The following is a 24,134-nucleotide window of genomic DNA, read 5'->3' on the forward strand; positions in this document are numbered from 1 at the left end:
ATTTAATTAAAAATCTTGCTTAAAAACCCATTTTGCGCGAATATCGTTTCAATAAAAACCATATCAAAAGCAACACAAGAACCAAACCAACAAGAAAAAACGAGGTGTAATGAGAAAGCCTTTCATACAGCGTTTTCACCCAATCGCTCGCTTGAAAAGAAACGCTCCCCACGATCAGCGCCCACAAAAAACTGGATAAAACATTAAGCCATAAAAATCTTTTTAAAGGGTATTTGCTAAAACCAATCGCCAAAGGCACAACGCTTTTAATCCCATACAAATATTTATTGACAAAAATCATGAGCAAGGCGTAGCGTTTCACCCACAAACTCGCTAAAGCAAGCTTTCTTCTGTGCTTTTGGAAATATTGCAAAAATTCTCTTTTTTGATAGCGGGCAAAGACTACAAGAGCCCCACTCCCTATTAAATTCCCTACAAAAGCGACAAGAATGGTTATTTTTATGTCCAAAGCGTGCGTGGTCGCGCTCAAAATAGAAGCGATGACAATCCCCACATACCCACCCCCTAAAGAATACACAAACAAAATAAGATAACCCCACTCCTTAAAACCCTCTTGAAAACGCAACAACGCTTCTTGCATAAAAACCCTCTTTTTAGTTTTCTCATTTTCATGTTATCCAAACTTATTCAACCAAATGAGCGTTGTTAGTGATTTAAACGCTATCTTTTAGTATAATGAAAGCGTTATCCTAATAACCTAAAAGATATAGAGATGAATACAGAAATTTTAACCATCATGTTAGTTGTCTCAGTGCTTATGGGATTGGTAGGCTTAATAGCGTTTTTATGGGGGGTTAAAAGCGGTCAGTTTGACGATGAAAAACGCATGCTTGAAAGCGTGTTGTATGATAGCACGAGCGATTTGAACGAAGCGATTTTACAAGAAAAACGCCAAAAGAATTAAAAAGAATTAAAATAAAAGGATAGAAATGAACCAAGAAATTTTAGATGTATTGATAGTGGGCGCAGGGCCTGGGGGCATTGCCACGGCCGTAGAATGCGAAATAGCCGGCGTTAAAAAAGTGCTTTTATGCGAAAAAACCGAGAGCCATTCAGGCATGTTGGAAAAGTTTTATAAGGCCGGTAAAAGGATTGATAAAGATTATAAAAAGCAAGTCGTAGAGCTTAAAGGGCATATCCCTTTTAAAGACAGCTTTAAAGAAGAAACTTTAGATAATTTCACTAACCTTTTAAAAGAGTATCACATCACGCCAAGCTATAAAACCGATATTGAGAGCGTGAAAAAAGAAGGCGAACACTTTAAAATCACCACCACTTCTAACACAACCTATCATGCTAAATTTGTGGTGGTTGCGATCGGAAAAATGGGCCAACCAAACCGCCCCACTGCTTATAAAATCCCTGTTGCGCTCTCCAAACAAGTGGTTTTTAGCATCAATGATTGTAAGGAAAATGAAAAAACCCTTGTGATCGGCGGAGGCAACTCAGCGGTGGAATACGCCATTGCTTTGTGTAAAACCACCCCTACCACCCTCAATTACCGCAAAAAAGAATTCAGCCGTATCAATGAAGACAACGCTAAAAATTTGCAAGAAGTCCTAGATAATAACACGCTTAAAAGCAAGCTTGGAGTGGATATTGAAAGCCTAGAAGAGGATAACACTCAAATCAAGGTTAACTTCACCGATAACACGAGTGAGAGTTTTGATCGCTTGCTGTATGCGATCGGCGGCTCTACCCCTTTAGAGTTTTTTAAACGCTGTTCTTTAGAATTAGATCCTAGCACCAATATCCCTGTGGTGAAGGAAAACTTAGAGAGCAACAATATCCCTAATTTGTTCATCGTGGGCGATATTTTATTCAAATCAGGGGCGAGCATCGCTACCGCACTCAATCATGGCTATGATGTTGCGCAAGAAATCGCTAAAAGGTTGCGTTCTTAAAGCCGATCACTCAGCAAACGGCTTAGCCTTATACAAAAAGAAAAAGAGCGCTATAAGCGTTAGGGCAAAATGCATGGTTATGATAGTTAGGGGCGAGAAGTAACGCAGTTCCAAACTGCTGAGCGATAAGATTAGCACAGAGACCATGCGCACACAGCTTGATAAAAGCGATGAGAGCGATGAAATGTTGTTTTTAGAAACGAATTTGGAGAATTGATACCCCAAGCAATAACTCATGTAAGTGAAAAACGCCACCATGAGCGCATACACCCCTATGAATAAATAAGGGACATTCATAAGCAATAAGGGGCTAACGCCCAGTAACACCAAAAGCGAACTTAGGGCGATTTTTTGGCTGTAATTTGAAGCTTTTAAAAAATGAATGAGGATGGAAATCACTTGAAAAGCGATATAAAATATAAAAAGGTATTGCTCTTTAATGCCTTGTTTTAAAAAATACGCTTGCCACATTTGAAAATGGCTCATAAAAAAAACAGGCGTAATCAAATGCCCCACCAACAAAATTTTAAGCTTGGGGTTATCTTTAAGCTCTTTAAGACTGCCTTTGACCTGTTCTTTAAGGAGTTTCAAACTTTTTTGGCTTTTAAAATCCTCTTCTTTTTCTTTAAAATAAATGATGATCGTTAGCGCACAGAGCATGATTAAAAAAATCCCCACGATATACAGCATCGCATGGACTTTGAGATACAAAAACGACCCCAAAGAACTCCCTATAATCATGCCCAAATAAGCGATTTGATTGTTTTTAGCTAAAAACCGGGACAAATCCTTTTTATTTTCTTTAATATCTGTGATGAGTGAAGCTTCAATCGTGCCACTAGAGCATGCGCTATACAAACCATACAACCCCCATGCTACAAGCATGAAAATAAAGCTATCAAAAAATAGCACAAATGAAAAACTAGCGATTAAAAAGGCATTAGAAACAAGGAATAAATTTTTCCGGCTCATCAAATCCGCTAAAACGCCGCTTGGGTATTCAGCCACTAGCACGCAAAAACTAAAAAAGGTTTGCACGAGCAAGATTTCACTCAAACTAAGCCCTTTAGAAAGCAACAAGGGGGTTAAAATCGCATGGGGTAAGCTTTGAGCGATGATTAAGAGAAAATTCGCCCCATAGTAAGCTAAAATGTTTTTTCTTAACATTTGAAAATTATAATTAAAACTAGCTTATAATACGGAGTTATATCTTTTAATTAAGGGGTATTGATGCTAACCCAATTAAAAACTTATCCAAAATTACTCAAACATTATGAAGAAATCAAAGAAGCGCATATGCGCGATTGGTTTTCTAAAGACAAAGAGCGAGCGAGCCGCTATTTCGTGCAATTTGAAAGCTTGAGCTTGGATTATTCCAAAAACCGCTTGAACGATACCACTTTAAAGCTTCTTTTTGAATTAGCGGATGATTGCTCTTTAAAAGAAAAGATTGAGGCGATGTTTAAGGGCGAAAAAATCAACACCACCGAAAAAAGGGCCGTCTTACACACCGCTTTAAGAAGCTTGAATGACACTGAAATTTTACTAGACAACATGGAAGTGTTAAAAAGTATTAGGAGCGTTTTAAAACGCATGCGAGCCTTTAGCGATAGCGTGAGGAGCGGTAAAAGGCTAGGCTATACCAATCAAGTGATCACCGATATTGTCAATATCGGTATTGGGGGGTCAGATTTAGGTGCTTTAATGGTTTGCACCGCCTTAAAACGCTACGCCCACCCGAGATTAAAAATGCATTTTGTGTCTAATGTGGATGGCACACAGATTTTAGATGTTTTAGAAAAACTCAATCCAGCCAGCACGCTTTTTATCGTGGCTTCTAAGACTTTTTCCACTCAAGAAACCTTAACCAACGCCCTAACCGCAAGAAAATGGTTTGTAGAAAGAAGCGGCGATGAAAAGCATATCGCTAAGCACTTTGTGGCGGTATCCACCAACAAAGAAGCCGTCCAACAATTTGGCATTGACGAGCACAACATGTTTGAATTTTGGGATTTTGTAGGGGGGCGCTATAGTTTGTGGTCGGCTATTGGCTTATCCATTATGATCTATTTAGGGAAAAAAAATTTTAACGCTCTTTTGAAAGGAGCGTATTTGATGGATGAGCATTTTAGAAACGCCCCTTTTGAAAGCAATTTACCCGTTTTAATGGGGCTAATTGGCGTGTGGTATATCAATTTTTTCCAATCCAAAAGCCATTTAATCGCTCCTTACGATCAGTATTTAAGGCATTTCCCTAAATTCATTCAGCAATTAGATATGGAAAGCAATGGCAAACGCATCAGCAAAAAAGGCGAAACCATCCCCTATGACACCTGCCCTGTTGTTTGGGGCGATATGGGCATTAACGCTCAGCACGCCTTTTTCCAGCTCTTGCATCAAGGCACGCATTTAATACCCATTGATTTTATCGCTTCCTTAGACAAAAAGCCTAACGCTAAAGGCCACCACGAGATTTTATTCAGCAATGTTTTAGCGCAAGCGCAAGCCTTCATGAAAGGCAAGAGTTATGAAGAAGCGCTTGGGGAATTGCTCTTTAAAGGCTTAGACAAAGATGAAGCCAAAGATCTAGCCCACCACAGGGTATTTTTTGGCAACCGCCCCTCTAATATCCTTTTATTAGAAAAGATTTCACCAAGTAATATAGGGGCTTTAGTGGCTCTTTATGAGCATAAAGTCTTTGTGCAAGGGGTTATTTGGGATATTAACAGCTTTGATCAATGGGGCGTGGAGCTTGGGAAAGAACTGGCCGTGCCGATTTTACAAGAATTAGAAGGGCATAAAAGCAACGCTTATTTTGACAGCTCCACTAAGCATTTAATAGAATTGTATAAAAATTACAACCAATAGGCTTTGTTTGGTAACAAGATAAAATTTCAAAACAATAAAGCAAAGCTTAACCCCATTTTCAAGCGATCCATTCAAAATAATCCGTTAATCGTAACGGATTTTAGCACCATATGTTAGCCATTTGAATTTAAAGAGAGTAAATTTTCCACAAATTAATCGTTTTTGACTTTTAAAAGCTTGATTTTCTCATCATATGCATTATTTTACATATTATAATTATTTCAAAGCTAAGAATAATAAAAATCAAAGATTTATCTTTAAAAGTATTTGCATTTATCAATCTCATTTTAGGAGGCATGCATGAAAAAGGCAAGTCAGGTTTTATTCTTTGGGGCACTTTTAAGCTCTTCGTTACAAGGTTTTGAAGCTAAGCTCAATGGCTTTGTGGATCAATCCAGCACTATCGGTTTTAACCAGCATAAAATCAATAAAGAAAGAGGTATCTACCCTATGCAGCAATTCGCAACGATTGCGGGCTATTTAGGGCTTGGTTTTAGCTTGTTACCCAAAAAGGTTTCAGACCATGTTCTAAAAGGCAAAATAGGGGGCATGGTAGGATCTATTTTCTATGACGGCACGAAGAAATTTGAAGACGGATCTGTAGCTTACAATCTCTTTGGCTATTATGATGGGTTCATGGGGGGTTATACAAACATCTTACAAAGCGATGATTTAGCGACACAGAACATGAAATACAATAAAAATGTCCGCAATTATGTCTTTAGCGATGCGTATTTAGAATATGCCTATAAAAATTATTTTGAAATAAAAGCCGGACGCTATCTCTCCACTATGCCTTATAAAAGCGGTCAAACGCAAGGCTTTCAAGTTTCTGGGCAATACAAGCATGCGCGCCTGACTTGGTTTAGCTCTTTTGGGAGGGCGTTCGCTTTTGGTTCGTTTCTATTGGATTGGTATGCCGCACGGACCACTTATAGTGGGGGGTTTACTAAAAATGATAAGGGAGGTTATGATAGCCATGGGCAAAAGGTGCTTTATGGCACGCATGCGGTGCAACTCACCTATAAACCCCATCGTTTCCTCATAGAAGGCTTTTCTACCTTTCGCCTCAAATCTTTAACGCTCCTGGCGTTAAGATTGGTTGGGACTCTAACCCTAATTTTAGCGGCACAGGCTTTCGCTCTGATACAGCTATCATAGGGTTTTTTCCCATTTACTACCCTTGGATGATCGTTAAATCCGACGGGAGTCCGGTCTATAAATACGACACGCCTGCCACTCAAAACGGGCAAAACCTCATTATCCGCCAACGCTTTGATATAAACAATTACAATGTTTCCATCGCTTTTTATAAAGTCTTTCAAAACGCTAATGGTTGGATAGGCAACATGGGCAATCCAAGCGGTGTGATAATGGGGAGTAACAGCGTGTATGCGGGTTTTACAGGCACAGCCCTTAAAAGAGACGCCGCTACCATTCTCCTTTCTTGTGGCGGCACTCATTTTGCCAAAAAATTCACATGGAAATTCGCCACGCAATACTCCAATTCAGTGGTCTCTTGGGAAGCGAGAGCGATGATCTCTTTAGGCTATAAATTCACTGAATATTTGAGTGGTAGCGTGGATCTTGCGTATTATGGCGTGCACACTAACAAAGGCTTCAAACCGGGTGAAAACGGGCCTGTGCCTAAAAACTTCCCCGCCCTTTATTCTGACAGGAGTGCGTTATACACGGCCCTTATAGCGTCTTTTTGATGCTACCCCCTATGATATTGGTAGGCATCGTTTTAACGCTATGATCACAAAATAGAGTAGGCGTCTTTTTGATGCTATCTCCTATGATGGGATAAGCGTTTTTTTAACGCTGTTTCTCTAATCTCTATATATGAAATTTCTTTTCAAGCCAAAGCCCTTTTTTAAATCATACCCATTAAGCAAAATACCCATCATCTTTAAAATTGAGCTTTTAGTATTTTTAGAAAATAATAAAAAATTTGTTAAAAATCAAGCGATAGCTTTTTAAGAACCAAAAACAGAAATCCCAAACACCTTTAGTGTTTGCACACTTCCACAAACAAAATCAAACTTTTTTCCATGGATTTAAAGGGGGGTTAAAACCCCTTTTTTTATTCAAGTGGCTTTGATATAGGGCGTTTCAGCCAATGGCGGGTAAATTTGATTTTTAAAATAAGCGTTTGAGCAAATCCTAACGCTCACTATTAAAACCAGCAGCGCTACAAGCATGAAAAACACGCACAAAATCGCATCAATAGCGTGGTTAAAAAAGGATTTTTGGAGCGTTTTTAACGCTTTTTCATCGGTAGTGAGCGCGATTTTTTCTTTGATGATTTGCATTTGCGCCACATGCGAAACATTATTCAGCACGCTATCATTACTCTTTGGCATCACCTTTAAAATACCGCTATAAAAAGTGATGGATAAAATCAAAACTGCCGGCAAAGCGCTTATCATCGCCCCCTTAAAACGCCCCATTTTAAACAACACCACCGTAACCAACAACAACGCCATGCCCGCTAACATCTGATTGCTCACGCCAAATAAAGGCCATAGCGTATAAATCCCCCCTTTAGGATCAATCGTGCCTTGATACAAGAAATACCCCCACCCCGCCACGCACAAAAGAGTGGCAAAAATCCCAGCCTTATAAGAGCTAAGATTGCCCAAAGGCTTATAAACATTACCGAGCAAATCTTGGATCATGAAACGAGCGGTTCGTGTGCCAGCATCCACAGCGGTTAAAATAAACAAAGCTTCAAACAAGATCGCAAAATGATACCAAAACGCCATCACGCTTGGATCCCCTAAAATGTGATACACAATCATCGCTAAACCAATCGCAAAAGTGGGCGCCCCACCGGTGCGGCTCAAAATGGAGCTTTCACCGATATTTTTGGTCATCTCACTGATTTCTTCAGCGCTGATACTAAACCCCCATGAGCTAATCACCGAAGCCGCATCAGCTATATCTTTACCGATGCTCACTTCTGGCGAATTGATAGCGAAATAAAGCCCTGGGTGTAAAATCCCTGCGCACACTAACGCCATAAGAGCCACAACGCTCTCCATCACCATAGAGCCATAGCCCACTAGCCTTGCGTCGCTTTCTTTAGCGAGCATTTTAGGGGTCGTGCCTGAAGAAATTAAAGCATGAAAGCCGCTAATCGTCCCACAAGCCACCGTGATAAACAAGAAAGGGAACACGCTTCCTGCAAACACAGGCCCACTGCCATCTACAAAGGGCGTGATTTTAGGGATTTGTAAAGGCGGAGCGACAAAAATAATCGCCACAACCAACACCCCTATAACGCCAATTTTTAAAAAAGTGCTTAAATAATCTCGTGGAGCGAGTAAAAACCATACCGGTAAAATAGAAGCCACAAAACCATAGCCCATGATCATCCACGCTAAAGAACTAGAATCAAAGGTGAATATTGACGCTAGTTTAGGATCTAAAGAAACATATTTACCCGCATAAATCGCTATAATCAATAAGATAAAGCCGATAATAGAAACTTCTAAAATCTTATGCGGCCTGAAAAACCGCATGTAAAGCCCCATAAGAATCGCAATGGGAATGGTCATAGCAATCGTAAAAAAGCCCCAAGGCGAATGCGCTAAAGCCTTCACCACCACCATCGCTAAAATCGCAATGATAATGAGCATGATCCCTAAAATACCCAAACTTGCGATCATACCTACAAATTGGCCCATTTCAAGCTTGATCATTTCGCCTAAAGACTTGCCATCGCGCCTAATGGAAGCAAAAAGCACCACAAAATCATGCACGCAACCCCCTAAAACCGAGCCTATCAAAATCCATAAGATAGAGGGCAAGTAACCCATTTGAGCGGCTAGTATTGGGCCTACTAAAGGGCCAGCCCCAGCAATAGCGGCGAAATGATGCCCAAAAGTGATCGCTTTATCGGTTGGCACAAAATCCCTGCCATCATTCCTTACGCATGCGGGCGTGGCTCTGTTATCATCTAGCTTTAACACCCTATAAGCGATAAAATGGCTATAAAAACGATAGCCTATGCTATAAATGCAAGCGCTCGCTACTACAAGCCATAGCGTGTTAATGCTCTCGCCCTTGTGTAAGGCTAACACCCCTAAACAGATCGCCCCTAAAATAGCGGCAACAACCCAAGCCAAAGAAACTAAACTTTTTTGCATGTTCTCTCCATTTAATGGTTGTTTAACCATTATTGTTAATTTCAGCCAGTTTTTTTATTATAATCCAAATTTTCTTTGAATAGTGGCAAAATAGCTCATAAACTTTCCGCATAAAGGCTTGGGTTTTCCAAACTTCTAACAATTAGGGCAAGTAAGAGCCGTTTTAAACATGATGCTTTAAAGCGTCATTAATTTTAAGGTATAGCGTTATGGCATTAGATTGGGATTTTATGTTTCACTCCATCCCTGCGTTTTTTAAGGGATTAGAACTCACGCTTTATATTTCTTTTTTTGGGATTTTGCTCTCTCTTTTGGTGGGGTTTTTGTGTGCGATCATTTTGTATTTTAAAACGCGCTTTCTCTCTCCTATTGTCTATATCTATGGCGAAATCGCCAGGAACACGCCCCTGCTCATCCAGCTTTTCTTTTTGTATTACGGGTTGAATGAAATCGGTTTGAGCGCTTTAGAATGTGCGGTTTTAGCGTTAGGGTTTTTGGGTGGGGGGTATATGAGTCAAAGTTTTTTGCTTGGGTTTAAGAGTCTAGCTTCCATTCAAAGAGAAAGCGCTTTGAGTTTAGGGTTTGGCCCTTTGAAAATGATGTATTATATTATTCTGCCTCAAAGCTTAAGCGTTTCCATGCCTTCCATAGGGGCGAATGTGATTTTTTTACTCAAAGAAACTTCGGTGGTGGGCGCGATAGCCCTAACCGATATCATGTTTGTGGCGAAAGATTTTATTGGCATTTATTACAAAACGACTGAAAGCCTTTTGATGTTAAGCGCCGCTTATTTGATCGCTTTACTCCCTTTAAGCGTTTTGTTTGTGATCTTAGAGCGTTTTTTTAAAAAGAAAGTGGCTTAAAATGGGAGTTTTGTTAGAATTAGACAATCTCAAGCGTTTGTTAGAAGGGTTTGAGATCACCCTTTTGATCGCTCTTATCTCTGCAATGATTTCAATCATTGTTGGAATGCTTTTAGGGAGCTTAATGGCGTTTGGCTCTAAAATAGTGGTTTTAGCGTGTCGTGTGTATTTAGAAAGCATTCGTATTATCCCGCTTTTAGCATGGCTGTTTATCGTGTATTTTGGGTTAGCGAGCTGGTTTGATTTGCATATTAGCGCGGTTTTGGCGAGCGTTATTGTTTTTAGCTTGTGGGGGGGCGCTGAAATGATGGATTTGACTAGAGGGGTTTTAACTTCCGTGAGCAAACACCAAGTAGAAAGCGCTCTAGCTTTAGGCATGGATTCAAAAAAGGTGATTTTTAATATTATTTTCCCTCAAAGCTTTTTGTCTTTATTGCCCTCAAGCCTTAATTTATTCACGCGCATGATTAAAACCACAGCCTTAGTCTCTCTCATTGGAGCGATTGATTTGCTAAAAGTGGGCCAGCAAATCATAGAGCTTAACCTCTTACGCATGCCTAATGCGAGCTTTGTGGTTTATGGCGTTATCTTAATGTTTTATTTTAGTTTATGCTATAGTTTGAGCCTGTATAGTTCCTATTTAGAAAAAAAATTCCAATACATTAGAGGGTAAAATGAGCGTGATTTTAGAAACCAAAGGGTTAAAAAAAACCTATCAAAACCATTTGGTTTTAGACGGCATCAATTTCACTTTAAATAAGGGTGAAGTGGCAGTGATTTTAGGGCCTAGCGGGTGCGGGAAAAGCACTTTTTTAAAATGCCTAAACGGGCTTGAAAAGATTGATGGAGGTGAAATCCTTTTTGAAAACACTAACCTTAATACGCCAGCCACTAACTGGAATCAAATGCGCCAAAAAATAGGCATGGTGTTTCAAAATTATGAATTGTTCCCGCATTTAAATGTGTTAGATAATATCTTACTCGCTCCTTTAAAAGTGCAAAAACGATCCAAAGATGAGGTCATTGCTCAAGCCGTAGAGCTTTTAAAGCGAGTGGGTTTGGAGCATAAACAACAAGCTTACCCTAAAGAATTGAGCGGCGGGCAAAAACAACGAGTAGCGATCGTGCGTTCTTTGTGCATGCGGCCAAAAATCATGCTTTTTGATGAAGTAACCGCCTCTTTAGACCCTGAAATGGTTAAAGAAGTTTTAGAAGTGATTTTAGAATTAGCCACAACGGGCATGAGCATGGTGATTGTAACGCATGAAATGAAATTCGCGCAAAAAATCGCTCATAAAATCGTGTTTTTTGATAGCGGTAAGATCGCTGAAGAAAACAGCGCTAAAGAATTTTTTAATAACCCGAAATCTCAAAGAGCGCAAAAATTTTTAGAAACTTTTCATTTTTTAGGGAGCTGTTAAATAAAGTTTGCTAAAAAGATGATTTCAATTTCAAAAAAAGGTGTTTTTATGAAAACAAACGGGCTTTTTAAGGTATGGGGACTATTTTTAGTTTTGATCGCTTTAGTCTTTAGCGCATGTTCTGATAGCCATAAAGAAAAAAAGGACGCTTTAGAAGTCATTAAACAAAGAGGGGTTTTAAAAGTGGGGGTCTTTAGCGATAAGCCTCCTTTTGGCTCTGTGGATTCTAAAGGGCAATATCAAGGCTATGATGTCGTCATTGCCAAACGCATGGCCTTTGATTTGTTGGGCGATGAAAATAAGATTGAGTTTATTCCTGTAGAAGCTTCAGCTAGGGTGGAATTTTTAAAAGCCAATAAAGTGGATATTATCATGGCTAATTTCACGCGCACCAAAGAAAGAGAAAAAGTCGTGGATTTTGCTAAGCCGTATATGAAAGTCGCTTTAGGGGTGATTTCTAAAGATGGGGTCATTAAAAATATAGAAGAGTTAAAAGATAAAGAGTTGATTGTGAATAAAGGCACGACAGCGGATTTTTATTTCACTAAAAATTACCCCAATATCAAACTTTTGAAATTTGAGCAAAACACAGAGACTTTTTTAGCCCTTTTAAACAATAAGGCTATCGCTCTAGCCCATGACAACACTTTATTGCTCGCTTGGATAAAACAGCACCCTGAGTTTAAATTAGGCATTACAAGCCTTGGCGATAAGGATGTGATCGCTCCAGCGATTAAAAAAGGCAACCCCAAGCTTTTAGAATGGTTGAATAACGAAATGGATTCCCTCATTTCTAGCGACTTCTTAAAAGAAGCTTATAAGGAAACTTTAGAGCCTGTTTATGGCGATGGAATCAAACCGGAAGAAATCATTTTTGAATGATTTTTTAGGCTTTGTTTTCTTGACAGAGTGCGTTTTTGTTGCTAAATTAGCAATTTTGTGATCTTTTTGTTTTTCATTTTGAGATATATTTGTTTGATTTTACATTGAAAGGATTTGTTGATGAGTCATTTTTATAAGCGTTGTTTGAAATTTTCATTGGTTGGGTTGCTAGGGCTTTTGAGCGTTCAGCTTGATGCTAGGAGTTTTATTGATGGGGATTTAGACATTCAAAAATTCAGCTATGAAGATTCTCTGCTTAAAAAGGGAGATCCTAATGGCACACATAAGGTGCAGGTGCGAGATTATAAAGGCAAAATGCAAGAAGCTGAGATCCACTCAGAAATACGCATCGCGCTCAAACCGGGGGTTAAAAAAGAAGTTAAAAAAGGCAAAATTTATAGCGCTCAAATCAATGATGGCATGTGCTATGCTTTTAGAATGCTCCAAACCGGCGATAACACCACAGGCCTTGACTCTAAAGAGTTTCCCAAGCAAAGCCGTGAAAAAAAGGGCCGAGTGGTTACTTTAATCGGTAAAGATGAAGTGCCTTATCTTATCTTAGAAACCGATTGCCAAGTGGGCGATATTGCAAAGATCTCTTTGGTGGGTAATTTTGATGGCACCGGTTTTCTTACGGAATATAAATTCAAAGGCGCCAAACCCATTTACTAGTCTTTATTCTTTGCTCCATTCTTAAAATCTCTTAATCTTTTGTGGTTGGGAGGTTTTTCTTATTCGTTGGGGGTATTTGTGATCGCATCTTAAAAATTTTAAAATTTGCATGCCTTTTTGATTTCAAACGCTAACCAATCAAACCTTATTTAGCATTTTACATTTTTAAAAACAAGCCAAAAAGAAAGAAATAAAAAGAAAGAAAATAAAAGAGAAACCCCCCCCCTTTTTTTAGGAGTTTTCTTTTTGCTTATACCCTTTAAGCGCAAAGAATAGGATATAAAAATAGCACAATAACGGCACACCATAAGCGTAGAGCAGATTTGACTCGGTTGCTGTTAGCATGTCTGTAACCACGCCTTGAATGGGGGGGATTAACGCTCCTCCCACAATCGCCATGCTAATCACCCCAGAAGCCTTAGAAGTGAGATGCCCTAAATTGAGCGTAGCCAAAGAAAAGATTGTAGGGAACATGATAGAGTTGAAAAAGCCCACAAAAGTCAGAGCGAATAAAGCGATCTTGCCTCCAATCATAATGGCTAAAGCAATGAGAACAATAGAGCTTAAGGCGTTGAAAGCCAGGTATTTATTAGGGGCAACTTTATTCATCAAAATGCTACCCAAGAAACGGCCCACCATCGCGCCTCCCCAATAATACACCAAGTAATGCGCGCTTGATTGAGGGTCTAAATTCAAAAGCTTTTCAAAGCTTAGCACCAAGAACGAGCCAATCGCCACTTCTCCGCCCACATAAAAAAAGATCCCCAAAGCCCCAAGAACAAAGTGTTTGTGCGAAAATAGGCTTTTTTGAGTCGTTTCTTTGGGCATTTCTTTTTCCACATCAGGCAATTTCAAAAGATACATGATGAGCGCTAAAAGAAGCGAAAACGCCGCCAAGCCCAAATAAGGCATTTGAACGCTTTTAGCGTCCGCTAATTTGTCTATCAAACTTGCATTATCGCCCATTTTAGTCGTGCTAAAAATCAACAAGCTCCCAAAAATAGGTCCTAAAGTCGTGCCAAGCGAATTGAACGCCTGGACTAAAACCAGGTTTCTGGCTTCTTTACCTTTTGAAAGCAAGGTTACAAAGGGATTACCGGCAGTTTGCAAGCACACAATCCCGCTCGCTAAAATAAACAACGCACCCAAGAAAAACCCGTAAGAGCCAAAATGCGCCGCCGGATAAAACAACGCGCACCCGCTCGCTGTGATCACAAAGCCAAGCACCACGCCAAAAGGGTAGCCAATTTTACTGATCACATTCCCAAAAACGCCTCCCATGATGAAATACGCCCCAAAAAAGCAAAATTGAATGAGCGAAGCTTCAAAATAGGTCAAGTCAAAAATGGGTTTTAAATGTGGGATTAAAATATCGTTTAAAACCGTGATAAAACCCATTAAGAAGAATAACGCTGTTAAACTCCCCAGCGCCAAGGTGTTAGAAGTTTTTTGCATACCATTTCCTTTTATTGAACTGATACAATAATAATAATGCTATTGTAATTGTTTTGAGATAATAAATTACCCAAATTAAGGAAAAAAGCCACAAAATGGGTAAAAAATACAAAGCTCTTTAAAAAGAGCTTAACGAAAGATAAATACAGAAACAGAAATGATGCAGAGAATGATAATGCCCGAATTGATGGCTTTGAAGTCTTTTTGAACTAATTTGATGATACCATAAGACAAAAAGCCAAAGGCTAAGCCATCGGTAATAGAGAAGGTTAAAGGCATCATCACCACGGTTAAAAAAGTGGAAACGCTAGTGGCCATGTCTTTAAAATTCACCCCCTCTAACACGCTAAACATCAAAACCCCTACTATCACTAGCACCGGGTAAATCGCATTGCTGGGAATGGCTTTTAAAAGAGGCAAGCAAAAGAGCGTTAAAACAAAAAATAGCCCGGTAAAAACCACTGTAAGCCCTGTGCGACCCCCCTCTTCAACCCCACTTGCGCTCTCTATAAAAGCGGTCGTAGTAGAAACGCCCACCACCGCGCTCCCTAAGGAAGCCACCGCATCCGCTTCTAAAGTCCTTTCTAATTCCTTGTTTTTTTCTTCATCATTGAAAAAATCAGTCTTGTGGCCAATCCCTGCAAGCGTGCCTAAGGAATCAAACAAATCGGTTACAAAAAAAGTGATGATGACTGGCACTAACGCTAAAGTGAAAGCCCCACTCGCATCAAAAAAAATGCCCTTAAAGTCTAATTGAAAGGCGATAGGGCTAATGCTAGCGGGCATGGAAAAAAATTCGCTAGGGTAAGGAGCCAGCTTTAAAACCCATGCGAGAATGGAAGTGATTAAGACCGCTATAATAAAAGAACCCTTGATTTTGAGCGTGTAGAGCGCAAAAGTTAAAACAATCCCCACAACCCCCAATAACACATGCGGATCGCTAAAATCGCCTAAAGTTACAAGCGTAGCCTTATGGGTAACTACAATATGCATTTCTTTAAGGCCAATAAATGCGATAAAAGCCCCTATCCCTGCGCTCACCGCACGCCTTAAATCGCTAGGAATGCTTCGCATGACCCAACTTCTAAATTTAGTGAAAGACAGGATCACAAAAATCGCTCCAGAGAGTGCTACGATGCCTAAAGCGCTCTGCCAAGGGAGTTTTAACCCTTGAACCAACCCAAAGCTAAAATAAGCTGACAACCCTAATCCCACGCTCATAGCGATGGGGGTGTTTGCCCACAACCCGTTAAACACGCTCGATAAGATAGTGATAATGGCTGTTGCACTCAAAAGGGCTTCATAAGGCATGTTGGCGTGAGAAAGGATAAGAGCGTTTAAGGGCACGATGTAAATCATGGTGATAAAGGTCGTTAAACCCGCTCTAAACTCGGTGGCGATGTTCGTGTTGTGCTCTTTAAGCTTGAAAAACCCCATGTTAGATAACTCCTTACTATTTGGTATAGATTAATTTAATAAGGGGCTTTGGGGTTATGCTAGCGCTATTTTATTTTAAATTGCCTTAAGACGCTTGATTGTGTTGTTTAAATCAAGAGAAGTGAGTAAAAAACCCTTTTTTTAATGAAAATCACAAAAAAGCTCATCTTGTAAGGTCATTTTACTCTTTAATGGTTTTTAAAGAGAGCGTTTTTTAAATTTGAAAAGATTGTTGTAAAACAAACGCCCCCATAAGCACAATTATGGGGATAAATTCTAAAAAGGAGTTTGCCATGGAAAATTAAAAGTGGCGAAAGTATTATACCTTGAAATTTCATTTTTAGAGTTTAATCATTGTTTTTTGAAAATTTTTAACTTCAGAGATTTTTTAGAAATTTAACCCCCCCCTTTTTTTAAAAAAGAAGGTTTTTAATAAGCGAACACATAATTGAGATACACGCTATAAAGCCTTCGGTATTCTAGTTTAGTGCCTAGAAAAGAATAGTAATTCGTGTTAATGGTAGGGATTTTCACGCCCAATTCCATGCCATGTTGAGCCGCATGATGGCTATCTTTTTTCTTAGGTCTAGCGAGATTGGTTCTCAAGCCTAAATTGAATAAAAATTGGAAGTTGGCCGTATTCACTTTAGCGCTATAGACATTGCTGACGGTTTTTAAATTCACGAATTGAGAATTAAGCCATGAAGTCCCTGCTAAGGCAATGCCTCCAAAAAGCCCCATAGAAAAATGGTTGTTCTTTCCTAAAAAGTTGGTTTTTTTATCGTTGATGAAATTAAACAATAAATCACTACCCACCCCATAAGTCCAAACATCAGAAGCCGAGTTAAAGAAATTGGATTTGATATAGGCGTGGTTGTAATCAAAGAAACCATAATACCTTAACCCCCATCTTTTCTTTTTGCCAAAAAATTGCTTATAACCCGCTTGCACGCCAAAGCCATTCAAGGCGCCGTTATTCGTGGCTGAAGAAGCGATCATGCCCATATTCTTAAAAGGGTTGTTGCCAAGTTCTTGAATAAGGGTATTGGCTAGGTTTTGCTCTTGATTGATTTGAGGCGTTTGGTTGTTAAAATCAGCGGCGCTTGTTTTTAATGAAGACAGAGTTTCTTCCACGCCCGCGCAACCGTTCCCCCAATTGCTCTTTTGATTTTGCATTGTCATATTCGTGCTGCTTATGCCGCTCGCATCGCATTTTCCTATGTAGTCTTTAAGATGGCCTGAAGAAAATTTGTTATAGTCGCTCCTCACTTGATTAGCCAGCTTTAAAATTTCTGCTTGAGATTGCGCGTTTTTAAGCATTTTTTGAGCTAAAGCCGTAAGACTGCTAGGGGTATTAAGGTTGAAGTTATTGGGTTGGGTGATATTTTTTGGTTGGTTGGCGTTAAGTTGTTGGGTTTTTTTAACGATTTCTTGCGCGTTATTGAGCATGTCTGAAGCAGCGCTAAACTCTTTGCCAAAAGTCTCGCATGAATTTTTGCCACCACCGGCTGTTTGCCATGAAGGGGTGCTTGTAGCAGCTCCGCCACTACTTCCACTACTAGATTTCGCTATCAACATGGGGCAATAATCTTTTAGAGTATTGACGATCGTTTGCGCGTAAGTTAAAAGATTTTGTGCACCATTTGTTGTATCGATCACAGAAGTTGTCGTTTTAGTTTGATTATTTTGTTGATCCACTGAAGTGGTTACATGCGCTTCTAATTTTTCCCCTTTGCTATTTAAAGGAGCAAGCCCGGCTTGTTTTAAAGCTTTTGAAAGAATCTGATAGGCTTCATGAATTTCTTCGTATTGCTTAATAGATAGAGAAACATTTTTGTCTGCTTTTAATGTATTTGTGCCATTAGAACTATGAGTGCCATTACTATTTGTGCTCCCACCGCAATTGATTGTAGTGCCGTTGCCATTCTCATCGGTGTAGTGGAAATTTTTTTGATTGTTTTCTCCTGGACTTTTGATATAACCTCCACATATGACCGCATAACCCATGCTATTCCATAGCCCTAACACCGATCTTAACGCTAAAAGCGTGGCTTGATAAGCAGGAGATTGGGTCGTCCCACTGGTTAATTTCTTTGCGCGTTCGTTCAAATTATTAACCGCTTGGTTGATCGCTTGCGCGCTTGTCTTTGAACCTGATCCATTATCGTTGGTTAAAAGCCTGCTTAATTTTTCATAAGAGTCTGAAAGTTTTTGCACCTTGTCGGCGTTTTTCACTTTTTGAACCGCTTCACCGATTTGATAACCCACGCTTAAAAAAGCGCCGTTGTCTTCAGCATGGAGCAATGACGCCGCAAGAGTTAGAGAAAGCAAAATCGTTTTTTTCATTTTTTTCATAAAATGTTCCTTAAAGTAATGTTTTAATTGCAAAATGTATAAAAATGAGAATTTATTTACAATTAGTTTAATTGTAGCATAAATTTATTGAATTTCAAAAAAAGTTTTAGGGTGTTTTGACATGTTCAATCAAGCTTTTAAGAGTGTTTTTATTTGATTGGGTAGTTGGGATTTGGTTTTTAGAAAGATTGTTGTAAAATAAACACCCCCATAAGTCGGATTATGGGGATAAATCCATAAAAGGAGTTTGTCATGGCTACCAAACATGGCAAAAACTCTTGGAAAATATTATACCTTGAAATTTCGTTTTTGGGGTGTAAAGTTGTTGTTTTATTGACTGTAAAACGATAGCTTTTGTTTTTCAAAAGTTCCCTTAAGGCTTTTAGCTTTAAGGGTTTTCCTTTAAAGTTTATCCTTAACTTATGGGGGCAAAAAATAAAGTTTAAAAAGATCGTTAGCCCATCATCTCTAAAGCCAAAATTATCATGTTATCAAAGCTTTCTACCCTTTCTTTAGGGCTTAAGGCTTCTTTAGTGATTAAGTGATCTGAAACCGAGCATAAGCATAAAGCCTTAGCGCTCAATTCCATCGCCGTGGCGTATAACCCTGCCGCTTCCATTTCAATAGCCAAGTGGTTGTATTGGGCCATTAAATCAAAGGCATGCGTTTCAAAGGAATAGAAAAAATCGCTTGAAAAGACATTGCCCACTTTCAAGTCAATACCCAAACGCTTCGCTGTTTGATACGCTCTTAAACTCAATTCAAAATCAGGCGTTGCGCTCAAATCGTGGTTTAAAAAACGCACCCGATTGGTTTTAGAATCCGTTGAAGCCCCCATCGCCATGATGATGTCTTTCAAGCCAACTTTTGGGCTAATCGCCCCGCAAGTGCCAATCCTTAAAAGCTCTTTAACCTGATAGGTTTTAATGAGCTCTGTTACATAAATCGTGCATGACGCAATGCCCATGCCATGCCCCATTAAAGAAATCCCCTTACCCTTATACTTCCCGCTAAAGCCTAGCATGTTACGCACATTCGTGATCTCTTTGGCGTCTTGTAAAAATTTTTTCGCAATGTAGCTCACCCTTAAAGGATCGCCGCATAAAAGGCATTGAGGATAAAAATCGCCGATTTTGGCGTTGATGTGAGGGGTCATGATTGTCCTTTAAAGTTTAATAAGTTTTTGCCATAATCTAAGGGGCTTAATCCCAAAAAGTGGGCAATGCTTTGCCCAATATCCGCAAACGACTCGCTCTTGCCTAAAAAGGCTGGTTGCAAATCTTTATGATAGAACAAAACAGGAATGTATTCTCGGGTGTGATCCGTGCCTTTAAAGCTGGGATCGCACCCATGATCGGCGCAAAGAATGAGCAAATCGTTTTCCCTTAAATTTTCTAAAACCTCTTTTAAACGCGTATCAAAATACTCTAAAGCGTTAGCATACCCGCTAATATCGCGCCTATGCCCATAATCGCTATCAAAATGCACAAAATTCGTAAAAATCAAGCTGTTGTTTTGAGCGTTTTTGACCTGCTCTAAAGTAACATCGCATAGCTCCATTAAACTACCGGCTTTGAACTTTTGAGTGATCCCCACATGGGCGTAAATATCAGCGATTTTTCCAATGCTAATGACTTCGCCTTGCTTTTCTTCAATGAATTTTTCAAAAAGCAATTTTTTATGGGGCTTTATCGCATAGTCTTTGCGGTTAGCGGTGCGTTTGAAATTCTCTCTATTTGCGCCAATAAAGGGCCTTGCGATCACTCTAGCGATCTTTAAAGGCTCTAGAATGTGAAACGCTTCTTCACAAAGAGTATAAAGATTATCCAATCCAAATTTTTCTTCATGTGCAGCGATTTGAAACACTGAATCCGCTGAAGTGTAAAAAATGGGGTATAGAGTTTCTAAATGCTTTTCGCCTAAATCTTTAATGATTTCTGTCCCTGATGCGTGGCAATTCCCTAAATAGCCCTTAATCTTAGTTTTACGCATAATTTCATCTAAAATTTCTTTAGGGAAGGAATTGTTTTTGTCTTTAAAATACCCCCATTCAAAAAGAACGGGTGCGCCCATCATCTCCCAATGCCCAGAAATCGTATCCTTAGCGCTAGAAAGTTCCTGCGCATAAGTGTAAGCCCCTATTAAATTAGGTTTAGACTCAAAGCCTAAGGGCAATTCATTGGCGGCTTTTAAAGTGCTCAACCCTAAACCCAAACTCTCTAAATAAGGCAGTTTCAAAACCCCATGGCGATCGTTAGAATCAGCCAGGTTGTTGAAACAAGCCTTAGCGATATTGCCTAAAGTGTTCGCCCCCAAATCGCCAAAATCTCTAGCGTCTTCACTAGCCCCTATACCAAAAGAATCCAATAATAAGATTACCACTCTTTTTTGCATGTTTTGTCCTTTTAATGAGCGTTTAGCCCTATATGAATAACCCAGCGATAGTCGCGCTCATGAAATTAGAAAGCGTGCCTACAAGCACCGCTTTTAAAGCAAGCCTTACAATGAGATCTTTCTTTTTAGGCACTAAACTGCCAAGCCCTCCAATGAGCATAGCGACTGAACTTAAATTAGCAAACCCGCACAACGCAAAAGTGATGATCGCTTTAGTTTTCTCGCTCAAGATTAGAGGAGGGTTATCGCCCAAATAAGGTAAAAATTGCATATAGCCCACAAATTCATTGAGCGCGATTTTAATGCCTATGATTTCTCCAGCAATCCCGGCCTGACTCCAAGGAATGCCTAGCATAAAAGCTAAAGGTTTTAAGAGCGTGCCTAAAATTAACCCTAAAGACAAATGCTCCATGCCTAAAAACCCCCCTACAACCCCTAAAAGCCCGTTAATGAGCGCGAGCATCCCCACAAAGGCTAAAAGCATCGCTCCCACATGCAAAGCTAAATTTAGCCCTGTGCTTGCCCCATTAGCGATAGCTTCTATGGCGTTGACATGCTTTTCTACAGAAGCATCTGCATGGCTAGAAATGGTTTCGTTTTGCGGGTAAATGATTTTAGCGAACAACAAACCCCCAGGAGCGGACATAAACGAAGCGGCTATTAAATAAGGCAAAGGAATGCCCATGCTCGCATACCCGGCTAACACAGGCCCCGCAACGCTAGCCATGCCCACGCACATGACCGCAAAAATCTCTGAATCGCTCATGCTTTTCAAATAAGGTTTAATGACTAAGGGCGCTTCTGTGTGCGCTACAAAAATATTAGCCGCTGCGCTCATGCTTTCTGCTTTAGAAGTGCCTAGGCATTTTTGCAACGCCCCACCGATGAGATTGATCACTAAAGGCATGATTTTTAAATAGTATAGAAGTGAAATCAAGCTAGCAAAAAAGATAATGATCGCTAAAACATTGATCGCAAAGATAAAGCCTCCTATCCCTTGATCGCCCTTAGTGTTTGGAGCGAGATTGCCAAATAAGAAACGCACCCCTTCATAGCCATAACCGATCACGCTTTGTATGCCACTGGCTAAACCTTGCAGCATTTCCCTACCCAAAGGCACATATAAAGCCAACGCCCCTAAAGCCACCTGGATCACAAACGCGCTAATAATCGTGCGATAATTAATAGCCCTTTTATTGCTAGAAAACACCCAAGCAATAAGAAAAAGCACCGCCATCCCTACAACACTAAAAAGAGAGCTAAAAATCATCGTCAAATCCCTAATGTAAGAAATTAAAAGATGCAGAGTTATTGTAGTTTAGATTTGCTAAAAAAAAGATTAAACGGATATTAAATGAAGATTAAATCAAATCATGGTGTCAAGAGGGGGACTTGAACCCCCGACCTCCGGCTTATGAGACCAGCGCTCTAAACCAGCTGAGCTACCTTGACACAAGCAATTTTATAAAAATAAAGAATTGAGATTATACAAAAAATTTTCTTAAAAATCCATTAAAATTACATTAAACTTTTATTACAATCTTACTTTCTCAAATTGATGACAAAAGTTGGGCATTTTCTTGTAAAATAATCCGCATGTTTAAGAAAATTTTTCCATTAGCGTTAGTTTCATCGTTGCGGTTTTTGGGGCTTTTTATTGTTTTGCCTGTCATCAGTTTGTATGCGGATAGTTTCCATTCAAGCAGTCCCTTACTCGTGGGGTTGGCTGTGGGCGGAGCGTATCTTACGCAAATTGTTTTTCAAACCCCCATGGGCATTCTTAGCGATAAGATAGGCCGTAAAGTGGTGGTTATGGTGTGCTTGTTGTTGTTTTTAGCTGGCTCGTTAGTGTGCTTTATAGCAAATGATATTGTTTGGCTCGTTATAGGGCGCTTCATTCAAGGCATGGGGGCTTTAGGGGGGGTTGTTAGCGCGATGGTGGCGGATGAAGTGAAAGAAGAAGAGCGCACTAAAGCCATGGCGATCATGGGAGCGTTTATTTTCATTAGCTTCACCATAAGCATGGCGATTGGCCCTGGGGTTGTGGCGTTTTTGGGGGGGGCAAAATGGCTCTTTTTACTCACTGCGATCTTAACTTTATTGAGTTTATTGATGCTTTTAAAAGTCAAAGACGCCCCTAAAATTTCTTACCAAATCAAAAACATAAAAGCTTATCAACCCAACTCTAAAGCCTTGTATCTTTTGTATCTAAGCTCTTTTTTTGAAAAAGCGTTCATGACGCTTATTTTTGTGCTGATCCCTTTAGCCTTAGTGAATGAATTCCATAAAGATGAAAGCTTTTTGATCTTGGTGTATGTGCCTGGAGCCTTATTGGGGGTTTTAAGCATGGGAGTAGCGAGCGTTATGGCTGAAAAATACAACAAGCCTAAAGGGGTGATGCTTTCTGGTGCACTGTTGTTTATTGTGAGTTATTTGTGCTTGTTTTTAGCCGACTCTAGCTTTTTAGGAAAATATTTATGGCTCTTTATTCTTGGGGTGGCGTTTTTCTTTATTGGCTTTGCCACCTTAGAGCCTATCATGCAATCTTTAGCGTCCAAATTCGCCAGAGCGCATGAAAAAGGCAAGGTTTTAGGGCAATTCACCACTTTTGGCTATTTAGGGAGCTTTGTTGGGGGCGTGAGCGGGGGGTTGAGCTACCATCATTTAGGCGTTTCTAACACAAGCTTAATTGTTGTAGCTTTAGGGCTTATTTGGGGACTATCGCTCTTTTTACTCAACAACCCTTCCAAGCAAAAAAATGTCTATTTCCCCTTAGACGCTTATAATGAGGAACAATTTGAAACTTTAGAAGATAAAATCATTGAATGGTATGTTAATATTAGCGAAGAAATCATTATTGTGAAATATAATTCCGATCACATTAGTGAAGAAGAAATCATTCGCTTAGCGCAAAACTTTAGAAAATAAAACCATAAAGGATCAAAAATGGCCTATGAAATTTCTAAAAAAGTCTTACACATTGTGGGCAAGACCAACGCCACTTACAAACTCATAGAAGAAGGCGATAAAGTCTTATTAGGATTGAGTGGGGGCAAGGATTCTATCATGCTCGCTTGCATCTTAGCCAGGATGCAAAAACATGCCCCTTTCAAATTTGATTTTAAAGCGGTTACCGTGCATTATGGTTTGGGCGAAGATTTGAAGTGGTTGAGCGATTTGTGCCAAGAGCAAGGCATTGAGCATGAGATCATTTACACCCAAATCGCTGCCACCATCAACGAAAAACGCCGTGAAAAAAGCTCGTTTTGTTCGTTTTGTTCTCGTTTGAGGAGAGGGACTTTGTATTCTAAAGCTTTAGAAGAAGGTTATAATAAAGTCGCTATTGCGCACCATTTAGATGATGCGGTGGAAAGCTTTTTTATGAATTTCACTTATAACGGGAGTTTAAGGAGCATGCCCCCCATTTATAGGGCTGAAAACGGCTTGTTGGTGATCCGCCCTTTGATTAAGGTTCGAGAAGCCAGTAGTATCCATTTTGTCACTTCTCAAAATATTCCGGTTGCTCCTGATTGCAACTGCCCAGCCAAGCAGCCCACCTCTGATAAGCCTCCTATCGCGCGATTAGCCACCAAAAATTTCTTAAAAGAAATGCAAAACTTGCACCCTCGTTTCTTTGATAGCTTAGAGAATGCGTTCAATAATGTCCAAGCGAGCAGCTTTAGCGACGCTAGATATTTAGACGCTTAA

Annotated in this window: 20 protein-coding genes, 1 tRNA gene and 1 pseudogene; 11 read left to right on the forward strand and 11 right to left on the reverse strand. The window is 39.8% G+C overall.

Going from position 1 to position 24,134, the window contains the following annotated elements; all coding sequences use genetic code 11:
* Positions 1-19: 19 nt before the first annotated feature.
* Positions 20-601: a DedA family protein gene (locus DBU79_RS02055; protein WP_154411401.1), complete on the reverse strand. Its 582-nt coding sequence runs from the start codon at positions 599-601 to the stop codon at positions 20-22.
* Positions 602-733: 132 nt separating this feature from the next.
* On the opposite strand from DBU79_RS02055, the gene ccoS reads away from it, so the two are divergent.
* Both ccoS and DBU79_RS02065 read left to right on the forward strand, forming a co-directional pair.
* Positions 734-925: a cbb3-type cytochrome oxidase assembly protein CcoS gene (gene ccoS, locus DBU79_RS02060; protein ID WP_001090958.1), complete on the forward strand. Its 192-nt coding sequence runs from the start codon at positions 734-736 to the stop codon at positions 923-925.
* A 25-nt stretch (positions 926-950) separates the two neighbouring features.
* Positions 951-1,925: an NAD(P)-binding domain-containing protein gene (locus DBU79_RS02065; protein ID WP_001071019.1), complete on the forward strand. Its 975-nt coding sequence runs from the start codon at positions 951-953 to the stop codon at positions 1,923-1,925.
* Positions 1,926-1,931: 6 nt separating this feature from the next.
* On the opposite strand, the gene DBU79_RS02070 is transcribed toward DBU79_RS02065, so the two are convergent.
* The gene (locus tag DBU79_RS02070; RefSeq protein ID WP_154411402.1) at positions 1,932-3,092 is read right to left on the reverse strand and encodes an HP1165 family MFS efflux transporter; all 1,161 of its coding nucleotides are present in this window, start codon (positions 3,090-3,092) and stop codon (positions 1,932-1,934) included.
* 63 nt (positions 3,093-3,155) lie between these two features.
* Between DBU79_RS02070 and pgi the strand changes: the two genes are divergently transcribed.
* Complete coding sequence (gene pgi / locus DBU79_RS02075) at positions 3,156-4,793, forward strand: glucose-6-phosphate isomerase (protein ID WP_154411403.1); 1,638 nt, start codon at positions 3,156-3,158, stop codon at positions 4,791-4,793.
* A gap of 300 nt (positions 4,794-5,093) precedes the next feature.
* Positions 5,094-6,508 (forward strand): annotated as a pseudogene (gene hofH / locus DBU79_RS02080) (outer membrane beta-barrel protein HofH).
* Positions 6,509-6,883: 375 nt separating this feature from the next.
* Here hofH and DBU79_RS02085 read toward each other — a convergent pair.
* Positions 6,884-8,977 carry a carbon starvation CstA family protein gene (locus tag DBU79_RS02085; protein ID WP_195834207.1) on the reverse strand — a complete coding sequence of 698 codons (2,094 nt, stop codon included), beginning with the start codon at positions 8,975-8,977 and terminating at the stop codon, positions 6,884-6,886.
* A gap of 179 nt (positions 8,978-9,156) precedes the next feature.
* On the opposite strand from DBU79_RS02085, the gene DBU79_RS02090 reads away from it, so the two are divergent.
* From DBU79_RS02090 to DBU79_RS02110, 5 genes are all read left to right on the forward strand, one after another.
* Positions 9,157-9,810: an amino acid ABC transporter permease gene (locus tag DBU79_RS02090; RefSeq protein WP_154411405.1), complete on the forward strand. Its 654-nt coding sequence runs from the start codon at positions 9,157-9,159 to the stop codon at positions 9,808-9,810.
* 1 nt (position 9,811) lies between these two features.
* Positions 9,812-10,483, forward strand: coding sequence for an amino acid ABC transporter permease (locus tag DBU79_RS02095; protein ID WP_134890128.1), 672 nt, complete (start codon positions 9,812-9,814; stop codon positions 10,481-10,483).
* A gap of 1 nt (position 10,484) precedes the next feature.
* Entirely contained in the window at positions 10,485-11,231 is a 747-nt protein-coding gene (locus DBU79_RS02100; protein WP_154411406.1) for an amino acid ABC transporter ATP-binding protein, read from the forward strand.
* 48 nt (positions 11,232-11,279) lie between these two features.
* Entirely contained in the window at positions 11,280-12,113 is an 834-nt protein-coding gene (locus DBU79_RS02105; RefSeq protein ID WP_154411407.1) for a transporter substrate-binding domain-containing protein, read from the forward strand.
* A gap of 120 nt (positions 12,114-12,233) precedes the next feature.
* Entirely contained in the window at positions 12,234-12,785 is a 552-nt protein-coding gene (locus tag DBU79_RS02110; RefSeq protein ID WP_120800770.1) for a hypothetical protein, read from the forward strand.
* 231 nt (positions 12,786-13,016) lie between these two features.
* Here DBU79_RS02110 and DBU79_RS02115 read toward each other — a convergent pair whose 3' ends face one another.
* From DBU79_RS02115 to DBU79_RS02145, 8 genes are all read right to left on the reverse strand, one after another.
* Entirely contained in the window at positions 13,017-14,240 is a 1,224-nt protein-coding gene (locus tag DBU79_RS02115; RefSeq protein WP_154411408.1) for a sugar MFS transporter, read from the reverse strand.
* Positions 14,241-14,369: 129 nt separating this feature from the next.
* Positions 14,370-15,677 (reverse strand): NCS2 family permease, encoded by a 1,308-nt coding sequence (locus DBU79_RS02120; protein ID WP_154411409.1) that lies wholly within the window; start codon positions 15,675-15,677, stop codon positions 14,370-14,372.
* Positions 15,678-16,106: 429 nt separating this feature from the next.
* Positions 16,107-18,032, reverse strand: coding sequence for a Hop family adhesin HopQ (gene hopQ / locus DBU79_RS02125; protein WP_154411410.1), 1,926 nt, complete (start codon positions 18,030-18,032; stop codon positions 16,107-16,109).
* 179 nt (positions 18,033-18,211) lie between these two features.
* On the reverse strand, positions 18,212-18,397 hold the full coding sequence (locus DBU79_RS08025) for a hypothetical protein (RefSeq protein WP_326731049.1): 186 nt from the start codon (positions 18,395-18,397) through the stop codon (positions 18,212-18,214).
* An 89-nt stretch (positions 18,398-18,486) separates the two neighbouring features.
* Positions 18,487-19,188, reverse strand: a complete 702-nt coding sequence (gene deoD / locus DBU79_RS02130; RefSeq protein WP_000187683.1) for a purine-nucleoside phosphorylase — start codon at positions 19,186-19,188, stop codon at positions 18,487-18,489.
* Positions 19,185-20,426 carry a phosphopentomutase gene (locus DBU79_RS02135; RefSeq protein WP_154411411.1) on the reverse strand — a complete coding sequence of 414 codons (1,242 nt, stop codon included), beginning with the start codon at positions 20,424-20,426 and terminating at the stop codon, positions 19,185-19,187. Before DBU79_RS02135 ends, deoD begins: the two co-directional genes overlap by 4 nt.
* Before the next feature lie 28 nt (positions 20,427-20,454).
* Entirely contained in the window at positions 20,455-21,696 is a 1,242-nt protein-coding gene (locus DBU79_RS02140; protein ID WP_154411412.1) for a NupC/NupG family nucleoside CNT transporter, read from the reverse strand.
* A gap of 104 nt (positions 21,697-21,800) precedes the next feature.
* Positions 21,801-21,878, reverse strand: a tRNA-Met gene (locus DBU79_RS02145).
* 183 nt (positions 21,879-22,061) lie between these two features.
* Here DBU79_RS02145 and DBU79_RS02150 point away from each other — a divergent pair.
* On the forward strand, positions 22,062-23,354 hold the full coding sequence (locus tag DBU79_RS02150) for an MFS transporter (protein WP_326731050.1): 1,293 nt from the start codon (positions 22,062-22,064) through the stop codon (positions 23,352-23,354).
* Positions 23,355-23,372: 18 nt separating this feature from the next.
* Positions 23,373-24,134, forward strand: a complete 762-nt coding sequence (locus DBU79_RS02155) for a tRNA 2-thiocytidine(32) synthetase TtcA (protein ID WP_000312900.1) — start codon at positions 23,373-23,375, stop codon at positions 24,132-24,134.

The sequence above is a fragment of the Helicobacter pylori genome (assembly GCF_009689985.1).
In the GTDB taxonomy this organism is placed as follows: Bacteria; Campylobacterota; Campylobacteria; order Campylobacterales; family Helicobacteraceae; genus Helicobacter; species Helicobacter pylori_CG.